This window comes from Pseudomonas weihenstephanensis, assembly GCF_001043055.1.
Lineage (GTDB): Bacteria > Pseudomonadota > Gammaproteobacteria > Pseudomonadales > Pseudomonadaceae > Aquipseudomonas > Aquipseudomonas weihenstephanensis.
On the sequence record NZ_JYLF01000007.1, the window covers coordinates 71,363 to 92,927 of the forward strand.

Consider the following 21,565-nt stretch of genomic DNA (forward strand, 5'->3'; position numbering starts at 1 on the left):
ATGTTCAAGCATTAACAAAAACACACCAGGAGTGAGCTGGCCTCGCGATCTTGCGGGTGCGACCTCTCGCGAGTAATCGCGCTCCTGACGGTCGTGTTGATAGCGTAGCTTCTCAGGCTAAAAACACACTATGTGGTGTTTTTCGCTCTTTGGTGACACACCATATAGTCGACGGGGAGGGTGGTCAACCCAGATTTCCTGTTCGTGACCACGCCAGCGCAGTGATCAATCTGATAGCCTTTGGCAACTTTTCTTTCGTGCGGACTCGCCATGGACTATTTCGCAGCGCTGAATGCTTTTGTCGAAGCGGCGCACGCCAACAACTTTTCCAGGGCCGCCGAAAAACTGTCGATCAAAGCCTCAACGGTGTCGCGTTACATCAAGGATCTGGAACACGATCTGGGCATCGCCTTGTTCAATCGCTCAACCCGTACCTTGCGCTTGACCGAGGGGGGCGAGACGTTCCTGCACCATGCGGTGCGGGTACTGGATGAACTGGAGCAGGCCAAGCACGCGACGGCGTCGCTCAACCAGCACCCGCGTGGCCTGCTGAAACTCAATCTGCCCCCCGCATTCGCCCGGCATCACGTTCTGCCACTCCTCGGTGAGTTCATGGCGCAGCATCCCGAAGTCCGCCTGGAACTGATGCTGGACGATCAACATGTGAACTTGATCAATGCCGGCGTCGATCTGGCCTTGCGCATTGGTGTCTTGCCCGACTCCACCCTCAAAGCGCGCCAGCTGGCCAGCGAACGCACGCTGGTCTGTGTCAGTCAGGCGTTCGCCCGTCAACACCCGGCCCCTTCAAACCCGCAGGCGCTTGGCGCGGTGTTGTTGAACGGCAATTTGCCCGACGATGTTTTCTTTGTGCCGGCTGACGGTTTTATTCACCCCGTGCAGCGGGTGCAAGTGGCAGGCGGGCTGCGCATCAACGATCTGGAGGCGCAATTGCTGGCGGTTGAGCAGGGCTTGGGGGCGGCCTGTTTACCGGACTGGCTGGTAGCGCACAAGCTGGCTTCGGGCGCTTTGGTGCGTTGGTTGCCTGAATGGCAGGTGCAAGCGACGCAGGTGCCTGCGTCGCTGTGGTTGGTGTACCCACCCAAACGCACGGTGTCGTCGAAGGTGCGTTGTTTCATCGACTTTATGGTCGAGCGTGTCGGCAGCCCCGCGTATTGGCAGTCTTGAGGGGTTAGCTGAAGCGGATATCCAGCGCCCGCAGATACGTTTGCAAACCTGCGTCCTGGATCGGGATCAAAAACGCTTCGCTCTGCGACTCATTGAAGTGCGCATGCCAATAACCCGGCGGCGTGACAAACGCCAGCCCCGGCGCCCAGTCGACTCGGGTCGGATTACGGATCTGGCCGTTTTCATCGATGTCCGTGCCGACCAGGGTGTAGCAACCCGCAGGGCAGTCAATGATGAAGTCCAGCGCAATGGATTGATGGCGGTGTGGTTTTTGCACCGAACCTGCGGGCAAAATCCCGTACATCGCCCATAACACGTGAGTCACCGTGCGGGTTTGAGGAAAATGCCGATTGCCCAGCAAGATACTGATACGGCTGCGATCCTGCGCTCGCGGGTCATCGGCGGCTTCGCGCAGCTTGGCATTGGCGGTGTGAGCGGGATACAGCGTGGCGCTGAACTGTTGTTGCGCAGGCACCACCCCCAAGTAGCGCAGCAGCGGCTCGTCATGTACGTAATAGAACCGCGCATCTTCACTGGCGCTCAGCTGAACCGCTTCTATTCCGGGCATGGCGATAAAACAGCCTTTCTCCCATTCAAAACGCGTGCTGCCCTGCACCAATTGCCCACGCCCGGCGATCACATACACCACCTGAGAGGTCGTGACAGGCGCCAGCGTCAGGCTGTCACCGGCATTCAGACGAATGAAGTTCGCCAGCAACCCCGGCCCGGTTGCGGGTCCCGGACAGCCCAGTGCCTCGCTCAAGTCCAGCGGGACCACGCGACTTGGGCCTGTGTCATACAGCGATGAAGGGAAATTTTGATAAGGAATACGGGAAATCAACCCTGCACTGATCGGGTTGGCGGCTTTGCTGTACTCAAAGTATTGCGCGTCGTGTTCGGCATCCAGCACATCAAGGTGTTGCAATGGGGCATTCAGGCTACTCATGGAAACCTCTTCTTATCAGTCGCATCACGGCTGCACGGAGTCGCCACTATAAGAGGCGTTCACGCCCGGATTAAAGCCTCAAACGGAACAGCAGTTGTGCCGAAAGGGGTGTCCAGGACAACGCTTTACCCCCGACAGGCGTTAGGGGGGTAAGTGGTTAAAAGTGGACAGTTACCCTGGCTGGTGTGCGTTATCGATCATCAAGTTCCAAAAGTCACCGAAATAATAGGGACTGGTCTTGACTCAATACTCTTTGTCGGTCGCAGAAAGGGCGTATGACGATGCGTGACGGTGTATGAAGCCAAACGCAGTGCTCACATTAAGCAGCGTATTCATTGCCCGTGGCGCAAGCCCAAGATGATTGCTTAATGAGGTGACACTCCATTCGCCCGGTTGATGGAGTGTTTCAAACAGGCCCAACGTGTGTGCGATTAAAACTGCGGGGTAGGTAAATAAATTCAGGGTGGTATCAAAAACGTGGGTGTCTTGAGTCTTTGGGGGCGTTAAGCGCATGTGTTTACCTGCGAAATGATGGCAGCGCTTTAGGAGGGAAGGTGCGGTACGTCTGGGTTTGAGCGCTGCAACGCGAAAGTCTAGTTCAGGCATGCGCGCCCCCCCGTACAGCCGCTGGCAACCCTCAAACGCAAAAGCCCCGGCACGTGAGCACCGGGGCTTTTTGGGTGGGGCGGGTGACGCTTAGAACGTGTATTTGGTGGTCAGCATCACGCTGCGTGGCTCACCGTAGTACGTGGTGTTGAAGTTGCCCAGGCCGGACAGGTACTTCTTGTCGAATACGTTGTTGGCGTTGAGGTTGAACGTCAGGTGTTCGTTGTACTCGTAACGGGTCATCAGGTTAACCAGCGCGTAGCTGTGCTGTTCGATGATGTCGTAGTCTTCTTTGGCATCGTTGTAGATCTGGCCGTAGAACGGGCTTTGCCAGTTCACGCCACCGCCTACAGTCACTTTGTTCAACACACCGGGCAAGCGATACGTGGTGAACAGTCGCGCCACGTTTTCAGGCTTGGTGGTTTGCAATGGATAGCCATACACGCGCTTGCCATCTTCGGAGCGGGTTTGAGCATAGGTGTAACCGGCGATCAGGTTCCAGTCCGGCATGATTTCGCCGGTCAGCTCCAGTTCAACGCCCTTGGTGGTGGCACCGTCCAGAGACTCATAAATGCCTTCGTTAGTGATCGGGTTGGTGCCCACGTTGATGGGTACCTTTTTCTGCTCGGTACGGAACGCCGCGATACTGGCGTTCAGGCGACCATCGAAATACTCGCTTTTCAAACCGATTTCGTAACTGTTGCCTTCAGTCGGCGCCAGGGTGGTGCCTGAAGCGCTTCTGTCCGTGACCGGTTTGTAAATGGAGGTGTAGCTGGCATAGACCGAGTAGGTGTCGTTGATGTCATACACGGCACCGGCGTAAGGCGTCACACGGCCGTGTTGCTTGGACGTGGTTTTGTTGTCTTCGAAGTTCGGTGGTGCTTGTACGTAGTATTTGTAAGTACTGTTGTATTGGAAGTCGCTCACACGACTGCCCAGGATCAACGACAAATCGTCGGTAGGCTTGAAGCGTGCCGCTATGTAAGCGCTGTTCTGGTTTTGATTGGTCTCGTACTTGCCGTTTTTCGGGAAGTCAGGCTCCGGGTATTTGCCCTTCCAGTCAAAAATGCTGCCCGGTACTTTGGTGAACTGGCTGCCGTCAAACGTGGCCCCTGTTTGTCTGGATTCCTGAGAGGTGTAGCCCACCACCAATTCATGCTCACGACCGAACAGGCTGAATGGGCCGGTTGCGTTGAGATCGAAGGTGTTTTGAACGCGATGGCCTTCCCATTTACCCCAGTAGAAGAACATGCCATCGCCGGTCACCGGGTCAGGCTTGTCGCCACTGGCAGAGCCTAGCTGTGTGTCGTGATCGTTGACCTGCTGGTTGATCGTGCCTTTGATTTTCCAGTCGTTGGCAAAGCGGTGCTCAAGGGACGCGAAAGTGGAGCGCGCTTGCACGTCACGGCGGCTCCAGTCGGTGGCCGGGTTGAACGAGCGGCTGAAATCGGTCTTGGTGTAGTTGGAGAAGTAGTACGGGTTACCGGTCCAGGATGAGCCGCGCGGCTTGATGTCCTGGTAATCCATGCCAAAGGTGAACAGGGTGTCCGGGGTGATGTCGGCTTCAATAATCCCGTAGAACACTTGGTTCTTTTTTGTGTAGTGGTCGCGGTAGGAGTCGGCATCCTGAAACGCCGTCACAAAACGCCCACGCACACTGCCGTCGTCATTCAGCGGGCCGGAAATATCACCTTCGGTCCGGTAGTCGTCCCACGAACCGGCACTGGCGGTAATCGAAGCCTTGAATTCGCGGGTCGGTTTTTTGCGGATCAGGTTAACGGTCGCGGAGGGATCGCCGGAACCGGACAACAGGCCCGTTGCGCCCTTGACGATGTCTACGCGGTCGTACAACGCCATGTCGACCTTGGTCGCGCCTTCGTCGAATACCCCGTCGTATAACGAGTTGACGCCGTCGTACTGGAAGTTGGTGATGGCGTAACCGCGTGCCGAATACTCCATGCGGTCACTGTCGTACGCCTGGGTGCTGATCCCCGGCGCGTTACGCAACACATCACCAATACTTTGCGCGCCTTGGTCGTCCATGTTCTGACGGGTGATCACGGTCACGGTTTGCGGCGTTTCACGAATCGACAGCGGCAGCTTGGTCGAGCTGCTGGTGGCGCCGGTAGTATAGGAACCGGTGTCTTCGGTCGTCAGCGAGTTGCCCAGACCTTGGCCGGAAATGGTGGTTGCGCCCAGCTCTAGCCCTTTGCCTTGCGGGGCGTTGAGGATCACGGTATCGCCATTGAGCTGGTAGGAAATGCCGCTGCCTTGCAGCAGGGTTTCCAGGGCTTTAACGGGTTCCAGTGAGCCGGACACGGAATGCGACTTGATCCCTTGAACTTGATCGGCGCTGTACAGGATCTGCAAGTTGGCTTGCTTGCCCAGCTCATTCAGCGCGTTGGCCAGCGACTGCGCCGGGATGTTCAAGGCTACCGGGGCTGCCTGAGCAACCGATGAACCCAGCAGCACCGAAGCGACAAAAGCACTGGACAACAGCGTGCGGCGAACGGTCTGGCGCTGGGTAGCGATCGAAAGCGGGGTCCGTCTCAAGTTTGGTCGTTGCATGGCGTGCCGAGGCTCCGAAGGAGGGGGAATTATTGTTTGTTAATGGGAATAGTTATTAGACGCAGCGCGATTAATAAACCGGAAAGAAGTTCCTCATTTAGTTGGAATTTATTTTTTCTGAGCAAGAAATCACCGTAGGAGCGAGCAAACTCGCTCCTACTTGGCGGGGATCAGGCAGGTTCCAGCGCGGTGCTGACCTTGCCGCTGTCCATGCGCACCAGTTGGTCTGCGACATCGAAGTAACGGTCGTCGTGGGAGATGACGATGATGGTTTTGCCCAGGCGTTTGAGGTCCGGCAACAGCTCGGTGTAGAAAATGCGGCGGAAGGTCGGGTCTTGATCGGCCGCCCATTCGTCAAACACCAGAACCGGGCGTTCTTCGAGCCACGCGTTGACCAGGGCCAGACGTTTGCGTTGGCCGGTCGACAGGTCGGTGGTGCTGAACTGACCGTCGTTGATGCTGACCTTGTGCGAAATCTCCAGACGTTTGAGGTACTGCTCGGCGTCCTGCGGGATTTTCATGTCGCCCTGCACCACGTCGTCGAACAGGTAGTAGTCGGCAAAGATGGTGGTGAACAGCTGGCGGTAGTCATCGCGGGTTTGAGCGCTGACGGCCTGGCCATTGAGACGGATTTCGCCCTGTTGCGGTGCGTACAGACCCAGCAGCAACTTGATAAGGGTGGTTTTGCCACAGCCGTTTTCGCCGACGATAAACACGATATCGCCTTGATTGATTTTCAGGTTCACCGGTCCCAGGCGGAAGGGCGCGCTGCCCTCTACGGCCGGGAAGCTGTAGTTCACGTTCACCAGTTCGAGGCTGTTAACGGTTTTGTCTTGCGCGCCATCTTCGCTCAACAGCAGATGTGGCTCTGGCGAGTTGAATTGCTCGGAGAGGTCGGCAATGCGGCGGAACGCAATTTGCGCGCGGCTGATGATCGGCAGGGTGCTGATCAAGTGCTCAAGCGGACCTTTCATGTACAACAGCACCAGCACAAACCCGCTTATTACGCCAGGGTTGGCGCTTGGCCACAGCGATTGCATGGCCAGCGCCAGGCCGATGACCACGAAAAACAGCATCGACCCCAGGCTTTTGGCGATAACGAAGGTGTTGATCGAGCGCACCTGAATGTCACAGATTTTTTGTGCGGTGCGCGCGATGCCTGACACAAACATGCGCTGACGACGCGGGCGGTGAATGCGCAATTCCTTGGCGCCTTCGGCAATCGCGTTGTAATGCTTTTGCAGCTCATCTTCAGCTTCGCGGGCCTGGGTAAAACCGTTCAGGCCGTAGCCGCGCGCGATGTACTGAATCACCGTGCCGATCACAATGGCCACCAGCATCATCAAAAACATCGGCCACGAGAGCATGGCCAAATAGCCCATGCAACCTAGCGTCACCGTCAGGGAAATCGCCAGCGGGGCAAAGGCAAACGCGAAATCGCTGATGGTGTCGACGTCGTGGGTCAGCACCGGGATCAGTCGGTGGCTGCGGTAGCGTTCGATTTGCGAAATGGGCGCCGAGAGCACTTTTTCGCCCAGCTCTTTGCGCAATTTGGCAATGATGTGCTGGCCTACATAGTTGCTGCCAATGTCTGAGCAAATGGTGCTGATCAGCGCCAATACGCACAGCCCGGCGAACAGGGCGACCACATGGTTGGTGAGGCCGCTTTCGCTGTGCAACGCATTATTGATGGTGGCCAGCAGCACCGTCACGCTCAAGCCGCCGACCATGCCCAACAGGACGGACAGGCTGACAATGAGCCGGAACGGCTTGAGCAGTTGGAACAGTTCTCGAAGAACCCCGGGGTTGTGTCGGGGCGTGGCGGGCTGGCTCATAAACAAGAGTTCCTTGAATCAAGGTAAGGGCAGTCTCTTGAGAACGAGCGATTGGGGTGGGGATTTAGTGTGAGGCGGCCCAGGTCTACATCCCTTGGGCTGCGGTCTTTTTTATCAACATAAAAGCCCGCAGCCTTCTCCAGCGCCTACACAGTGGGGTTAAAGTTCGCGCTGCACGCGAAAGCCCACCCAGTCGCCACGGGTTTGCGGGTAAATATCGTTGCGGTTGCCGGAGCGGGAGAACACCGGCGCTTCACCCCAGTCGTTGCCGCGGATCTGGCGCAGTTCGCATGTGCTGTCGGTTACCCAGGCACTGCCATCAGTCGGCGCGCCGACGTAGTCATGGTGCTTGCAGTCTTCCAGCCATTCGTAAACGTTACCGTGCATGTCATACACCCCAAACGCATTGGCCGGGTAGCTGCCTGCGGGCGAGGTATAGCTGTAACCATCGGTCGGGCCGTAGGTGTTGGCATGTTTGGCGATGCTGTACTCCTTGCCTTCGTCCATCGGGAACGGGAATGGGCCGGTCGAGCCTGCACGCGCTGCATATTCGCGGGAGGCTTCGCTGACCATGCGATAAGGCTTACCGGTTTTTTTCGCAATCCAGCTGACGTAGTTTTTGACGTCGTCGAAGTCCATGCACACAGCCGGCTGGCGCGGGCCTTGCGGGTAGCGCGGTTTGCTGGCAATGCACTCGCGTCCCGGGCGGTCATCGCCATCAGCAATCTTGACCCCGGTTTCCTTGATATAGGCGTCAAACTCGGCAGCAGTGACCTGGAAGCGGCTGATGGCCAGCGGCTTGCTGAAGGTCACTTTATGCAGCGGACCTTCATCGGGCTCACGCCCGACTTCATCCTCTGGCGTGCCCATCATGAAGCTGCCCGTCGGCAGGACGACCATTTCAGGGCAGTCTTTACAGTCTTTGAACACCGTGCCCGGCTTGGCAGGTTCGGCTGCCTGAGCCAGTGCAGGCACCAGGCTGGCAAGCAATGTGGCCAGCGATAAACGGTAAAGCGGTTTCAACGTAAGCATGGTCGGCAAGTTCACTTATAGAGTTGATGTGGGTTTGGCAGCTTTTTGCACGGTGTCCCACACGCGCAGGAAATTGCCACCCCACAATTTGGCGATATCAGCCTCCGAGTAGCCGCGTTGCAGCAGTTCGGCGGTGACGTTGCGGGTTTCGCTCACATCCTTCCAGCCGTCTAGCCCGCCGCCGTCATTGAAGTCAGAGCTGATGCCTACGTGGTCGATGCCGATTTTTTTCACCGCGTAATCAATGGCGTCGCCGTAATCCTTGAGCGTGGCTTTGGGTTCTTCTTCGACGATGCCGTACAGACCGGCCGCGTACTGGCCAAAGCGTTGCTCGGGCCATACGGTGATAATTGCGTCGCCGGGCATCAGGGCCATTTCCAGGCTGTGCAACGGCGGCAAGTCAAACTGGCTGCGCAGGGTGTTGAGTTTGTCCTGGCTGGCAGTGCTCAACGGGCGCAAGTAGGTCGCAAAACCCACAATCTGCACCACGCCGCCACTGTCTTTGATCAGTTGCATTTCTTTGTCGCTGAGGTTGCGCGGGATGTCCACCAGCGCCCGTGGGGCTGAGTGCGACGCGATCATCGGGGTACGGCTCAGTTGGCTGACTTGCTCCAGTGCCTTGGTCGACATCTGTGACACGTCAATGATCACGCCCAGATCGTTCAGGCGTTGCACGGCTTGCTTGCCCGTATCGGACAGGCCGCCGAGGGCATCCGGGGTGTCGTTGAAAAAGGGCAGGGGGCGCGAGGAGTCGGCCCAGTCGTTGTTGCCGACATAACTGAAGCCGAACATGCGCATGCCGCGCGCCGCCCATTTGTCCAGTTGGTTGAGGTCGTTGCCCAGCGGGTAAGCGTTGAGCATGCTGATAAACACCGCGAACTTGCCTTCGCCATGCAAGCGACGCAAATCATCCGGGGTATAGGCAATGCCGACCTGATTGGGAAAGTCGCGCACCATGCCCGTGATGATCTGATAGCGCGCCTCTTGCTCGTTGCGCGCCGCCTCGACAAACCCTGCGGTGGGGCGGTGCGGTGCGTTGGGTCCGTTCCAGATTTCCGGCCAGCCGAAAACCGTCAGTGCTGCACCGGACAGCCGTCCCTTGGCGGCCTTGGCCAGGTCGAATTGGCCAGGGCCGTCCTTGTCGGCTTCATTGCCCGCTGTGCCGAACTCCAGCGGCACCGTGATGTGGCTGTCAAAAGACAGCACGCGGTCCTGTAGCTCGTCGGCTTGCTTGATGATCTTGAGCGGGTAGCCCGGGTTACCGTTGTAAAACGTGTCCCACACCAGAAAACCACCGCCGATGGCTGCGGCCAGGGCCAATGGGATACCGATTAACAGGGCTTTTTTTGAACGTGATTGAGTCATTGCCATCTCAGTAGAAATCCGCCGTCAAGGGGCCGGCGCACGGCCTTTGCTATCTGGAGAGAACGATGGGCAAGACAAATAATTTAGCGTCACGCAGGCCAGTCACGGCCGCAGACGCCACTTGGGTATGAATCAGATGACATCGCTGTGGCTGAATTCCTCGGCCAGAAAGTCAATCAGCGTACGCACCGACGGCAGTAGCCCCCGGCGAGAAGGGAAGACTGCGTGCACGATCCCACTTTTGGGTGCCCATTGCGGCAACACGTTGATTAACTGCCCGCTGGCGATGTGATCGCGGACCACCACATTGGGGACATGCACCACGCCGAGGCCGGCCACAGCGGCCTGGCACAGTGCTGGCAGGTCATCGGTAATGAGTTTGGGGGTGTGCGAGATGAGTGCGGTGGCTCCGTCGGGTCCGAACAGCTCCCAGGCATAGTCGCGCTGGGCCGACCCCCAATACAAACTGGGCAGGCCACTCAAGTCGGCGGGCGTGGGCGGCGTTGAAAAACGCGGCAGGAACGCAGGGCTGGCGACCAGACTTTGAACGCTGTTGCCCAGCACTTTCATCACCAGATCGCTGTCTTCCAACGGCGGAAAACGCACCCGGATAGCCATGTCGAAGCCTTCTTCAATCACGTCTACCCGGCGATTGGTGCTTTCAACATGCAATTGCACCAAGGGGTAAGTGAGCATGTAGCGCGCCAGCATGGCACTGACCCACGAGTTGAGCAGCGAGGTGGGGCAACTGAGACGCACAATGCCCTGCGGTTCTGAGCGATTTCGTTCAATGACTTCCGCCGCTGCCTGCGCCTCAATACACATGGCCCGACACCGCTGGTAGTACTCCTGTCCGATTTCAGTCAGGGAGCAGTGGCGGCTACTACGCTGTATCAACCGCACGCCAAGGCGCTCTTCGAGTTGGGCAATACGCCGGCTGAGTTTGGACTTGGGCATGTCCAGCGCTCGGCCCGCTGCAGCGAAGCCACGATGCTCGACCACTTGGGTGAAGTAATAGAGGGTGTTGAGGTCTTCCACCATCGTTCTCCAAATAGAACGCAACGGTTCAAAAACGCAGTCTAGTCGACAAAACAGATCAAACCTATGCTGTTGCCATGAATTACAGGAGGTGCAGGATGAAAAAAATTCTTGGCGTTTACACCGCTCCACGTCCCCATTGGGTGGGTGATGGCTTTCCGGTTCGCACGCTGTTTTCCTACGACAGCATGGGGAAACACGTCAGCCCGTTCTTGTTGCTTGATTACGCAGGGCCAGCCGAATTTACACCGACCACTGAGCGTCGTGGTGTAGGCCAGCACCCGCACCGCGGTTTTGAAACGGTGACCATTGTCTATAAAGGCGAAGTGGAACATCGCGACTCCACGGGCAATGGCGGCGTGATCGGGCCTGGGGATGTGCAGTGGATGACTGCGGCATCAGGGATTTTGCATGAGGAGTTCCACTCCGAGGCTTTTGCCCGCAGTGGCGGCACCCTGGAGATGGTCCAACTGTGGGTCAACCTGCCCGCCAAAGACAAAATGGCCGAGCCGGGTTACCAGGGCATTTTGGATCGGGACATTCCTGAGGTGGCGCTCAAAGACAATGCCGGGCGTTTACGCCTGATTGCCGGTGAGTTTGACGGTCATCGCGGTCCGGCACACACGTTTACTGACATCGAAGTGTGGGACATCCGTTTGAACGCGGGCAAGTCGACTGCACTCGACGTGCATCAGGGTCGCAACACCGCCTTGGTGGTGCTGCACGGTGCGGTTGAGGTCAATGGCAAGGAGGTGGTGCGCGAAGGACAGCTGGCGTTGTTCGAGCGTGACGGTCAGCGGGTGCAGCTCGAAGCCAATAACGACGCGGTGCTGCTGATCCTCAGCGGTGAACCCATCGACGAGCCGATTGTGGGTCACGGGCCGTTTGTGATGAACACCGAGGCTGAAATCCATCAGGCGTTTGCGGATTTTCAGTCGGGTCGTTTTGGCCGCATGCCGGCCTGACGCATCCGCTAACCCGCACACCCGGGCCGTGAACGGTCATGGCCCGGGCTTATCATTTCATCCCAAGAGAGGAACATCCTGTGACAACTTCTTACAAGCGCTTGGACAAGGACAATGCCGCCGTTTTGTTGGTGGATCATCAGGCCGGTTTGCTGTCGTTGGTGAGGGACATCGAACCGGACAAGTTCAAAAATAACGTGCTGGCACTGGCCGATCTGGCCAAATACTTCAACTTGCCGACCATTTTGACCACCAGTTTTGAAACAGGCCCCAATGGCCCGTTGGTGCCGGAATTGAAAGCGCTGTTCCCGGATGCGCCCTACATTGCGCGCCCTGGGCAGATTAATGCATGGGACAACGAAGATTTCGTCAAGGCGGTCAAGGCTACCGGCAAGAAACAACTGATTATTGCTGGCGTGGTGACTGAAGTTTGCGTGGCTTTTCCGGCGCTGTCTGCCTTGGCTGAGGGCTATGAAGTGTTTGTTGTGACCGATGCATCGGGCACGTTCAACGACATCACCCGTCACTCAGCCTGGGATCGCATGTCGGCCTCTGGGGCGCAGTTAATGACCTGGTTTGGTCTGGCCTGTGAGCTGCATCGCGATTGGCGCAACGACGTGGAAGGTTTGGGGGCGCTGTTTTCCAACCACATCCCGGACTACCGCAACTTGATCACCAGTTACACCACCCTGACGGCGGGTAAGTAAGCTGACAGGCAACTGGCGCTTTTCGCGTCAGTTGCCTGCATCTTTAACCTGAGTTCCGCGCTTAATATCCTGCTCAATACGTTCAAGCAAATACCCATAGAAGGGGTTTGAAGTGACGCGCATCAGTGTGTCCATCGGCACCATTAATACGCCGCGCTCACCGCGTGCCGCGAGTGTGCCCAGGTGTACGCCAAAATCTTCGTCTTTGTCCGGTTGCTGACCATAGAGCGCATCGCTTTGTGGGAAGGGCAGCGCGACATGTGACAGCGAATAAATGTCTTTCGGGTAGTCCAGCCCTAAGGGTGTTTGTGTGGCTATTTCAGACCGCGCCGGTGTGTTACGTACAACCATTTCGCTGCTTTCAGCGGACAGGTGGGTGACCAGGCTGGTTTGATAATTACGCGGTGGCGGTGGCAGCATCTGCTCGATTGAAGCGCTGGCGGCGGGTGTCAATAAACCACCGAATTCGCGGCTGCGATTAATGTCGAACAGCACCAGCTCGCTGCCATTGTCAGGCAATAAACGGAACAAGCCGTTGACCACAGCGGGTGTGCTGACCGTGTGGTCCATGAGTGATTGAAAGGCAAGAATCGGCGGTAAGTCGCGCAGGGCATCTTGCTTTGACAGTAGCAACAGCTGGCTTTGCAACGCGTCAGTCAAAAGCCACGATTGGCGAGCACCGTTGACTGGAAATGAGTTGTATTTGAACGGATTGAACTCCGGCAAGCGGCCTAGCCAGGCGGCTTTACTGAACGCCGGCAGCACCGCAGGCAGTCCGGCCAGCCCGGCATAGCGGGCGAAACTGTTCACCCCGATCATGGGCGAGATGAGGATCAGTTGGTCGGCCCGCGCCAGTTGCGGATCGCTCAGGCTGTCGAGGGCATATTTCACCGCCAATGCGCCGCCGTTGGAAAACCCCACGAGGTGCAAAGGCGCAGGTGCGGGCACTTGTTGGCGGGCTTCGCGCACCGCCAGGCGAGTGGCGGCCATCCAGTCTGGCCAGTCAGCGTCGGTCAGGCCCGCGGGGACGGTGCCGTGACCGGGCATGCGAATACCGATGGCCACAAACCCCGATTCACAATAGCGACGGGCGATGTGCCTGAGGCTGTAGGGAGAGTCGGTAAGGCCGTGCAACAGCACCACCACACCTTTGGCCACACCCTCGGGTTCGAGCACGTAGGAACGGTTCCAGTCTTGAGTGAAGCGGGCAGGATAGACGCGGCTCTGTGGCTGATAGCGGTTGATGGCCGGGGTGTCTTCTACGGCGAGTTTGTCGCTGACCTCGCGACGTACTTCGTCAAACACTCGCTGCTCCGCCGCCTGCCATTGCGCCCAGTCGGCCTTGTCGATCTGCTGTGCACTGAGTTCGTGAGGCACCACGGTGTGCCAGAGCTCCAGCGGCGGCCCAAGCTCAGTGTCATAGACACGCCAGGCGAGTAGCGTCACGGCCGCCACGCCAGCGATCAGGGCACTGCGTTTTAACCAGAATTTAAGCGGCGCAAGCATCGTGGCAAAAACTCCGGCAATGAAGGAGGCGAGCAGGTTCGGGTAAAGCAGGCGTTTCGTCAAATCCGTTCTAGGCTTGTGCCCGGGCGCGAAGGACGCTGCCTCAGTATGGCTCGCTACTCACATGGAGACGTGGACATGAACAACTATTATCAGGAAATGGATTACATGCTGACCGCCGATCCGGCGACCTTGGCGTTGGACCGCTTTGACGTCAGTCATCCAGGGTTGGTGCAAAACGACACCCTGGGCCCTTTTTTCGCACGCATGCGCCGCGAAGCCCCGGTGCATTACTGCGCGCACAGCCCTTATGGCGCTTACTGGTCCGTCACCAAATTCAAGGACATAGCTGCTGTCAGCACCAACCACGCGGTGTTTTCTTCGGACGCGGCCTTGGGCGGGGTCACCCTTCACGATCAACCCAAGGACTTTCACCTGCCGATGTTTATCTCGATGGACCCGCCTCTGCATACCCAGCGGCGCAAGGTCATCAGCCCGTTCACCACCCCTGAAAACCTGGCCAAGCTGGCGGGCACTATCCGCTGTGTGGCCGGACGCATTCTGGACGACTTGCCGCGCAACGAAACCTTCGATTGGGTCGAGCGGGTCTCCGTCGAGCTGACGATCCATATGCTGGCGGTGTTGTTTGACGTGCCTCAGGCGGACCGGCACAAGTTGATGCGCTGGTCGCAAGTGGCCACTTCGATCCCAGGTTCAGGTGTGGTGAAGAACAAGGCGCAACTGCGCACAGAACTGCTGGAGTGCCTGAGTTACTTCACTGACTTGTGGAATGAACGGGTTAACCGTGAGCCGCGCAATGACCTGATTTCGATGATGGCCCATGCCGATGTGATGCGTGAGATGCAGCCTATGGAGTACCTGGCGCATGTGCTGCTGTTGATCGTGGGCGGTAATGACACCACCCGTAACTCGATCACGGGCGGGGTGATGTTCTTGCACCAAAACCCTGAGCAGCAGCGCAAACTGCACGCCAATCCGGCACTGGTCGAGGGCATGGTGCCTGAAATCATTCGTTATCAAACCCCGGCCACGCACATGCGTCGCACGGCTTTGCAGGACATTGAGCTGGGAGGCAAGTTGATTCGTAAGGGTGATCGCGTGGTGATGTGGTACTTATCCGGCAACCGTGACGAAGAGGTGTTTGAGCAGCCCGATGCGTTCATCATCGACCGGCCCAATGCGCGGCGGCACCTGTCGTTTGGGCAAGGCATTCACTACTGTGTGGGCAACCGGGTGGCCGAGATGCAGCTGAAAATCCTGTGGGAAGAAATCCTCAAACGTTTTCCGGCCATTGAGGTGATTGAACCGCCACGGCGGATCTTCTCCAGCATGTTGCGTGGTTTTGACCGCATGCAGGTGCGCATCCCCGGTTGAAGCACGGGTAGCACCGCGCTCTGGCGGCGTAGCCGTTGCCGAATTGTCGTGAACCCAGGATTTTCGACGACGTTGTCGCCAGACGCAGCCTGCGCAAGCTAAGGGGTTGAGAGGTTGTTGACGGGCACGTGTCGTTGCTGCCCAAGGCTGCGTCCGATTGCGCAGCGATCGCAAAACCGGAGGACACGGTTTAGCAGGCGGACTCAATACGCGGGTTCAACGACGGCTACGCCCCAGCACACAGCGTTACACCCGTTCGAAAATCACGGCAATCCCCTGGCCGCCTCCGATGCACAGGGTGGCGAGCGCGTAACGGCCTTGAATGCGCTGCAACTCGTGTATGGCTTTGGTCGCGATAATCGCGCCGGTTGCACCCACCGGATGGCCCAAGGCTATCCCCGAGCCGTTGGGGTTGACCTTGGCCGGGTCCATGTCCAGTTCCTGCATCACGGCGCACGCTTGCGCTGCGAAGGCGATGTTGGTTTCGATCACGTCCATGTCGCCGATGTGTAGCCCGGCCCGCTGGAGCGCAAGACGGGTGGCAGGGATTGGTCCCAGCCCCATCAGCTCAGGCTCGACGCCTGCATGGGCATAAGCCACTAATCGGGCCATCGGCTTCAGGTTGCCCGCCAGCACGGCGTCAGCACTGGCCAGTACCAGCGCGGCAGCGCCATCGTTCAGCCCTGACGCGTTGCCTGCGGTCACGGTGCCGTCTTTTTTGAACGCAGGCTTCATGCCCGCCAATTGTTCAAGGGACGTTGCACGCGGGTGTTCATCGGTGCTGAACAACGAAGTGCCTTTACGCGTCTGGACCTCGACCGGGGTAATTTGCCGCTCAAAGTAGCCATGTGCGATCGCGTGGGCGGCACGCTGCTGGTCGGTATGGGCCAGCCTGTCCTGTGTCTCGCGGCTGATGCTATTGCGCTCGGCGATGTTCTCGGCGGTGATGCCCATGTGAATGCCATGAAAAGGGTCGTGCAGCACACCGAGCAGGTAGTCCTGCACCTGTGCATTGCCCATGCGCGCCCCCCAGCGGGCCGACGGCAGCACATAGGGGCCACGGCTCATGGACTCGACACCCGCGCCAATGGCGAAGTCAGCATCACCGAGCATCAGGGTGTGGGCCGCCGAGATAAGTGCTTGCAAACCCGAGCCGCACAGGCGGTTAACGTTGTAGGCCGGGGTGTGCAGGGGAATGCCGGCGTTGATGGCCGCGACCCGCCCTACATAGGCATCCTGCGGCTCAGTGGGTATCACATTGCCCATCACCACATGCCCGATGCGCTCAGGTTCGACCTGGCTGTTGAGCAGCGCCGCCTTGACCGCAGTGGTGGCCAGGTCACACATGGGCACGTCTTTGAGTGCGCCACCAAAGGTGCCAATGGCGGTGCGCTGGGCACTGAGGATGAAAATGTCAGGGGTAGGCATCACGCGTCCTTGTGGTTGTCTGGTTGGCCGTTGTGCAGTATTCCACAGCGGGCACGCTGGCAGAGTAGTCCGTTTGAGGGGGAATTGGATCAGTTGTAGTGCCAGTGGGTGGTTGTCTGTGTCTGTGTGGCTAAGCTGTTCCGGTGCTGAGAAGTGTTATCCCCTTCGTGTTTTCATCCCCCCCATGCAAAGGGTAGGCATGCCATGACAAACATAGTACGCAACGCGCTGATTGGCGCATGGAAGCTGGTCAGTTTTGTAGAACGTGATCCTCGCACTGGTATAGAAACGTACCCGATGGGCACACAACCCGAGGGCATCATCATGTACACGCCCGATGGCTATATGTCTGCGCAGTTCTGCCCGCCCGGTCGACGTGAACTGGCCGGCAATGACCCGTTCACAGCCAGTGAGCGTGAATATAAAGACGCTGCACAAACCTATTTTGCCTACAGCGGGCCGTTCTATCTGGATGAGTCACGCGGGTTGCTGGAACACGAAATGTTCGTCAGTTTCTTTCCTAATTGGCGCGGACAACGCCAGGTCCGTACCTGTCGTATCGAGGGCGACATGCTCTACCTGTCCCCTGAAGACCCGGTCAGGTTCAACGGCTCGATGAAAATCGCCCATCTAGCGTGGCAGCGCGTCCCGCCAAACATCTAACACCGCAGGCAAGCGAGCGCCTCTCACGCCAGCAGCAAGGTTTTGAACTCGGCCAAGGGCACGGGTCGACTGTGCAGATAACCTTGGTACACATGGCAGTCCAGGCTTTGCAAAAATTGCAATTGCTGCATCCGCTCGACGCCTTCTGCCACCACGTTGAGTTTCAGACTGCGGGCCATCGCCACAATGGCGCGGATGATTTCCGCGTCATTGGGGTCGTTGATGGCATCGCGCACGAACGATTGATCGATTTTCAGCGTGTCGACGGGCAAGCGCTTGAGGTGGGTCAATGAGGAGTAGCCGGTGCCAAAGTCATCCATCGCGAAACTGACACCCAAGGCTGTCAGTTGGTGCATTTTAGCGATGGTGTCTTCCAGGTTTTGAATCACGATGCCTTCGGTGATTTCCAGTTTGAGCATGGAGCTGGGCAGGTGGTGAGCCAGCAGGCTGCGCTGCACGCGTTCGACGAAGTTGCTTTGGCGAAATTGCCGGGGGCTGATGTTGACGCACAGGCTGAAATCGCGTGAATCAATCAAACCGTCACTCAGCAGCGTGCCAAACGCGCGGCAGGCTTCATCCAGAATCCAGGTGCCGACTTCGAGGATCAGTCCGCTGTCTTCCAGAATCTTGATGAACTCGGCGGGCGACTGAGGCCCCAGCAGCGGGTGTTGCCAGCGCACCAAGGCTTCGGCACCGACGATACGGTTTTGGCGGGCGTCGATCTGAGGCTGGAAGTGCAAGCTGAATTCGTTGCGCGCAAGCGCAGTGCGCAAGTCACTTTCCATGCGCATGCGTTCACTGGCGGCTGCCTGCATGTCGTGATGAAACAGTTGCGTGGTATTACGCCCCGAGTCCTTGGCGCGGTACAGCGCGATGTCGGCGCGCTTGAGCAAGTCCGCCGGGTTCGAGCCGTGGTCGGGCATCAGGGCAATGCCAATGCTGGGCGTGACTTGCAGGCGTTGACCGTCGAGAAACATCGGCTCGGCGAGCAACTCGCGCAAGGTGTCGGCGGTGGCGCGCACGTGCTGGGTGACGTCATCGAGCGAGCCTTGAAGGCCGGTGAGTAACACCACGAATTCGTCGCCGCCCAGTCGCGCGACGGTGTCTTCAATGCGCACGCTGGCCTCCAGGCGCGCCGTGATGATTTTCAGCACCGCATCGCCCACCGGATGGCCCAGCGAATCGTTGATGTGCTTGAAGTGGTCAAGGTCCAGAAACAGCAAGGCGCCGCGCAAGTGTTGCCGGGTGAGCAAGGCACTTTGCTGGCTCAAGCGGTCCATGAGCAAGGCGCGGTTGGGCAAGTTGGTTAGCGGGTCGTGGTAGGCCAGGTGGCGGACTTGCGCCTGGGCGGTTTTAAGCTGGCTGATGTCGCGGGCCGTGAGCAGCAAGCACGCAGTGCCGTTGAGGGTAATGGGCTCAATCGAGAGCTCAACGTTAAGCAGGTCGCCGCGCCGCGAGCGTCCAAGCACTTCGCGGTTGCTGATACGGCCCTTGGCCTTCAGCTCATCCAGTAACTCCTGACGTTTGGAGCTGTCGCCCCAAATCCCCAGCTCGTAGGGGCTGCGGCCCATCACCTCGGCGCTGGTGTAGCCCGTGAGGCGGGTGAAACCGTCGTTGACCTCCAAATAACAGCCGGTGGCGTAATCGCTGATGGTGATTGCATCCGGGCTTGAGTGAAATGCCTTGGCGAATTTCTCTTCACTGGATTTCAAGGCGGCTTCGGCGCGCTGTTGCTGGGTGATGTCGCGCAAGGTGATGACGATGCAGGGCTGGCCGTCCACTTCAATCGGACGGCTGGACAGCACGCAGGTCAGCGGTTCTGCGCTCTTGTGGTGCAAGGTCAGTGTGGCGTTGTTTTGGATCGGGGCGCGAAGCGTACTCAGCAGTTGCTGTAAATGCGGTTGGTCGTGAGCCGGCTCGCACTGCAAATCCACCATGTGCCAGCCGAAGGCTTGACTGAAGCTGGTGTTGATTTCGATCACTTGCCCGCTTGGCGTCTGTATCACGCAGATCGGGTCAGGGCTGGTCTGAAACACGCTGGCAAACTTTTCTTCAGAGGCGCTCAGGCGTTGCTCGCGCTCCACTTGTTCAGTGATGTCGAGCAGGGTACCGGCCATGCGCAACGGCTGGTCGTCAGGCCCGCGATAGAGGCGGGCGCGGCTCTCCAGGTAACGCGAAGTGCCGTTTTCGAGCTGTACGCGGTAAGTCAGTTGGTAATTGCCAGCCGGGCCTTCGCGCAGGGAGCGGTAGGCATTGCGCATGTTGTGGCGCTCCTCGTCCGGCACGCCTGCAAAAAACGCATCGAATGATTCATTGAACGCCACGGCGTCCAGGCCGTGTAACTGCGCTGCACGGGCCGAGCCGTAGAGGCGGCCGCTGGGAATATGCCAATCCCAGGTGCCCAGTTGGGCAGAGTCCAGTGCCAGATCCAGGCGTTCCTGGCTGTCTTTGAGGGCCTGCTCGTTTTTTTTACGTTCGCTGGTGTCCAGAAAGGTGCTGACCAGATAGGCCTCGCCCTCCAGCTCGACGCGTTGTGCACTGAGAATGCCGTCGTGCAACTGGCCATGACGGTCGCGCAGTTGCACTTCCATATCGACCGGCGCGTGCTTGCTGCGTATCGCCTCGATGAAGGCTTCGCGCTGTTGCGGGTCCGGCCACAGCCCTAATTCCACCGTTGTGCGACCAATCGCGTGTTTGACCGGCCAGCCCAGCAAGCTTTCAAAGCAGTGGTTGGCTTCACTGATCAAGCCGTCTTCGAGGCGTACCAGCAGCACCATGTTGGGCGACAGATGAAACAGCGTGGCGAAGCGTTTTTCTGAACTGTTGAGGGCTTGCTGGCGTTGGCGCTGTTGAGTGACTTCGCGGATGACGCCCATCATCCGCGGTTGCTCATCCGGGCGGGAGACTACACTGCCGCGTATTTCCAGCCAGTGCAGGCTGCCATCGGCCCAGCGGATGCGGTGATGCAGGCTTTGCTCCAGAGGAGCGCCCTTGCTCACCGCCTCGAAGGCGCACTGGGCTTTGGGCCAGTCGTCAAATGGCAGTTCAGACAATTGCTCAAGGTTGCCAGGCAGCGGGTGATGCGGGTCAAGCCCAAATAACGCTTGCGAGCCGTGGGACCAGCGAATGTCGCCGCTGTCCATGTCCCAGCACCACGCGCCCAGTTGCGCAGCGTTCAAGGCCGCCAGCAATGGGGGGCCTTCATGCCAGTGTTGTTCCACGCCTGGCATGTCTATATCTGTCAAACCACCAAGAAATGGCACAGGGTCAGCGGGGTTTGGCATTGACGGCAATCCTTGAACTGAAAAGCTTTAGGGCTGGCTGGCGGGTTGCGCAGTGTGCCGCGTGTCCACCTGACCATCCAGCAGTGTCATGAAGGCATGTGCGGCATTCGACAAAGTTCGTTCTGTATGAACGATATAGCCTAGCTGGCGTGTCAGTTGTATGCCCGGCAAGGTGATGGATGCCACTTGTTCATCGAGCATGGTGCGCGGCAATACGCTCCAGGCCAGGCCAATGGACACCATCATTTTGATGGTTTCAAGGTAGTTGGTGCTCATGGCGATATTGGGTGTCAGCCCTTGGGCTTCAAACAAACGCTGCACGATGTGGTGTGTAAACGTGTTGCCGCCGGGGAAAACTGCCGGGTGATGGGCGATGTCCGCCAGGCTGATCGGGCCTTTATGGGTCAGCGAGTGCTCGGGCGCGACGACGAAATCCAGCGGGTCATCCCACACCGGTACCGCGCGGATCAAGGAATGCGGCTCGGGCGCCAATGTGATGACTGCCAGTTCGGCCCGGCCGTGCAGGATTTCTTCGTAGGCCACTTCTGAATCGAGAAACTGAATGTCCAGCGCGACCTTGGGGTAGGTGCGGGTAAATTCGCGCAGCAACGGCGGCAAACGATGCAGGCCAATATGGTGGCTGGTGGCCAGGGTCAGGCGACCGCTGACTTCTCCATTGAGGTTGTTGAGGGCGCGACGGGTGTCGTCCAGCACGTTGAGAATCTGATAAGCGCGTGGCAGTAAGGCGCGGCCTGCCTCGGTCAAGCTCACCTCGCGGCCCAGGCGGTCAAACAGCCTGAGCTGGAGTTGTTGCTCAATGCTGGCGATGCGTTTGCTGATTGCAGGCTGGGTCAGAAACAGCCGTTCGGCGGCGCCCGAGAAGCTGCCGGTTTCAGCAATCGCAATAAAAGCATTGAGATTGGCGAGGTCCATGTTTCGAATTCCTTTTGGTTATCCAAACTATGAAAATTATGAATTTGAGTTATTGACTGTAACGCCCTAGCATCGACCTCACAAGCCAAGTGGTTATTGGCACAGAAAG

At 58.3% G+C, this 21,565-nt stretch carries 16 protein-coding genes; 5 read left to right on the forward strand and 11 right to left on the reverse strand.

Annotated features, from left to right (window positions below; genetic code table 11):
* The first annotated feature begins 270 nt into the window (after nucleotides 1–270).
* Nucleotides 271–1,185: a LysR family transcriptional regulator gene (locus TU86_RS16520; RefSeq protein WP_048365400.1), complete on the forward strand. Its 915-nt coding sequence runs from the start codon at nucleotides 271–273 to the stop codon at nucleotides 1,183–1,185.
* Between the two features lie 4 nt (nucleotides 1,186–1,189).
* On the opposite strand, the gene TU86_RS16525 is transcribed toward TU86_RS16520, so the two are convergent.
* The 7 genes from TU86_RS16525 to TU86_RS16550 all read right to left on the reverse strand — a co-directional run bounded on the left by TU86_RS16525 (nucleotide 1,190) and on the right by TU86_RS16550 (nucleotide 10,578).
* Nucleotides 1,190–2,131: a cupin domain-containing protein gene (locus tag TU86_RS16525; protein WP_048365401.1), complete on the reverse strand. Its 942-nt coding sequence runs from the start codon at nucleotides 2,129–2,131 to the stop codon at nucleotides 1,190–1,192.
* Nucleotides 2,132–2,374: 243 nt separating this feature from the next.
* Nucleotides 2,375–2,737, reverse strand: a complete 363-nt coding sequence (locus TU86_RS22930; protein WP_157395914.1) for a hypothetical protein — start codon at nucleotides 2,735–2,737, stop codon at nucleotides 2,375–2,377.
* A gap of 90 nt (nucleotides 2,738–2,827) precedes the next feature.
* A complete protein-coding gene (locus TU86_RS16530; RefSeq protein WP_048365402.1) occupies nucleotides 2,828–5,305 on the reverse strand; it encodes a TonB-dependent siderophore receptor in 2,478 nt (825 codons plus the stop codon).
* Between the two features lie 170 nt (nucleotides 5,306–5,475).
* Nucleotides 5,476–7,140, reverse strand: coding sequence for a cyclic peptide export ABC transporter (locus tag TU86_RS16535; RefSeq protein ID WP_048365403.1), 1,665 nt, complete (start codon nucleotides 7,138–7,140; stop codon nucleotides 5,476–5,478).
* Nucleotides 7,141–7,299: 159 nt separating this feature from the next.
* Nucleotides 7,300–8,172, reverse strand: coding sequence for a dihydropyoverdine dehydrogenase (pvdO, locus tag TU86_RS16540; protein WP_048365543.1), 873 nt, complete (start codon nucleotides 8,170–8,172; stop codon nucleotides 7,300–7,302).
* Nucleotides 8,173–8,187: 15 nt separating this feature from the next.
* Nucleotides 8,188–9,537 carry a pyoverdine-tailoring dipeptidase-like protein PvdM gene (gene pvdM, locus TU86_RS16545; RefSeq protein WP_048365404.1) on the reverse strand — a complete coding sequence of 450 codons (1,350 nt, stop codon included), beginning with the start codon at nucleotides 9,535–9,537 and terminating at the stop codon, nucleotides 8,188–8,190.
* Between the two features lie 132 nt (nucleotides 9,538–9,669).
* Entirely contained in the window at nucleotides 9,670–10,578 is a 909-nt protein-coding gene (locus tag TU86_RS16550; protein ID WP_048365405.1) for a LysR family transcriptional regulator, read from the reverse strand.
* A gap of 95 nt (nucleotides 10,579–10,673) precedes the next feature.
* Here TU86_RS16550 and TU86_RS16555 point away from each other — a divergent pair, with 95 nt between their 5' ends.
* Entirely contained in the window at nucleotides 10,674–11,540 is an 867-nt protein-coding gene (locus TU86_RS16555) for a pirin family protein (protein WP_048365406.1), read from the forward strand.
* A gap of 80 nt (nucleotides 11,541–11,620) precedes the next feature.
* On the forward strand, nucleotides 11,621–12,247 hold the full coding sequence (gene ycaC / locus TU86_RS16560; RefSeq protein ID WP_048365407.1) for an isochorismate family cysteine hydrolase YcaC: 627 nt from the start codon (nucleotides 11,621–11,623) through the stop codon (nucleotides 12,245–12,247).
* A 27-nt stretch (nucleotides 12,248–12,274) separates the two neighbouring features.
* Here ycaC and TU86_RS16565 read toward each other — a convergent pair whose 3' ends face one another.
* Entirely contained in the window at nucleotides 12,275–13,753 is a 1,479-nt protein-coding gene (locus TU86_RS16565; protein WP_048365544.1) for an alpha/beta hydrolase, read from the reverse strand.
* Between the two features lie 138 nt (nucleotides 13,754–13,891).
* On the opposite strand from TU86_RS16565, the gene TU86_RS16570 reads away from it, so the two are divergent.
* The gene (locus TU86_RS16570) at nucleotides 13,892–15,148 is read left to right on the forward strand and encodes a cytochrome P450 (RefSeq protein ID WP_048365408.1); all 1,257 of its coding nucleotides are present in this window, start codon (nucleotides 13,892–13,894) and stop codon (nucleotides 15,146–15,148) included.
* Nucleotides 15,149–15,394: 246 nt separating this feature from the next.
* Here TU86_RS16570 and TU86_RS16575 read toward each other — a convergent pair whose 3' ends face one another.
* On the reverse strand, nucleotides 15,395–16,576 hold the full coding sequence (locus TU86_RS16575) for an acetyl-CoA C-acyltransferase family protein (RefSeq protein ID WP_048365409.1): 1,182 nt from the start codon (nucleotides 16,574–16,576) through the stop codon (nucleotides 15,395–15,397).
* A 204-nt stretch (nucleotides 16,577–16,780) separates the two neighbouring features.
* On the opposite strand from TU86_RS16575, the gene TU86_RS16580 reads away from it, so the two are divergent.
* Nucleotides 16,781–17,239: a lipocalin-like domain-containing protein gene (locus tag TU86_RS16580; protein ID WP_048365410.1), complete on the forward strand. Its 459-nt coding sequence runs from the start codon at nucleotides 16,781–16,783 to the stop codon at nucleotides 17,237–17,239.
* A gap of 23 nt (nucleotides 17,240–17,262) precedes the next feature.
* Here the strand turns inward: TU86_RS16580 and TU86_RS16585 are convergent, their stop codons facing one another.
* The gene (locus TU86_RS16585) at nucleotides 17,263–20,469 is read right to left on the reverse strand and encodes an EAL domain-containing protein (protein WP_239658817.1); all 3,207 of its coding nucleotides are present in this window, start codon (nucleotides 20,467–20,469) and stop codon (nucleotides 17,263–17,265) included.
* An 81-nt stretch (nucleotides 20,470–20,550) separates the two neighbouring features.
* Nucleotides 20,551–21,456, reverse strand: a complete 906-nt coding sequence (locus TU86_RS16590) for a LysR family transcriptional regulator (protein ID WP_048365412.1) — start codon at nucleotides 21,454–21,456, stop codon at nucleotides 20,551–20,553.
* Nucleotides 21,457–21,565: the final 109 nt, after the last annotated feature.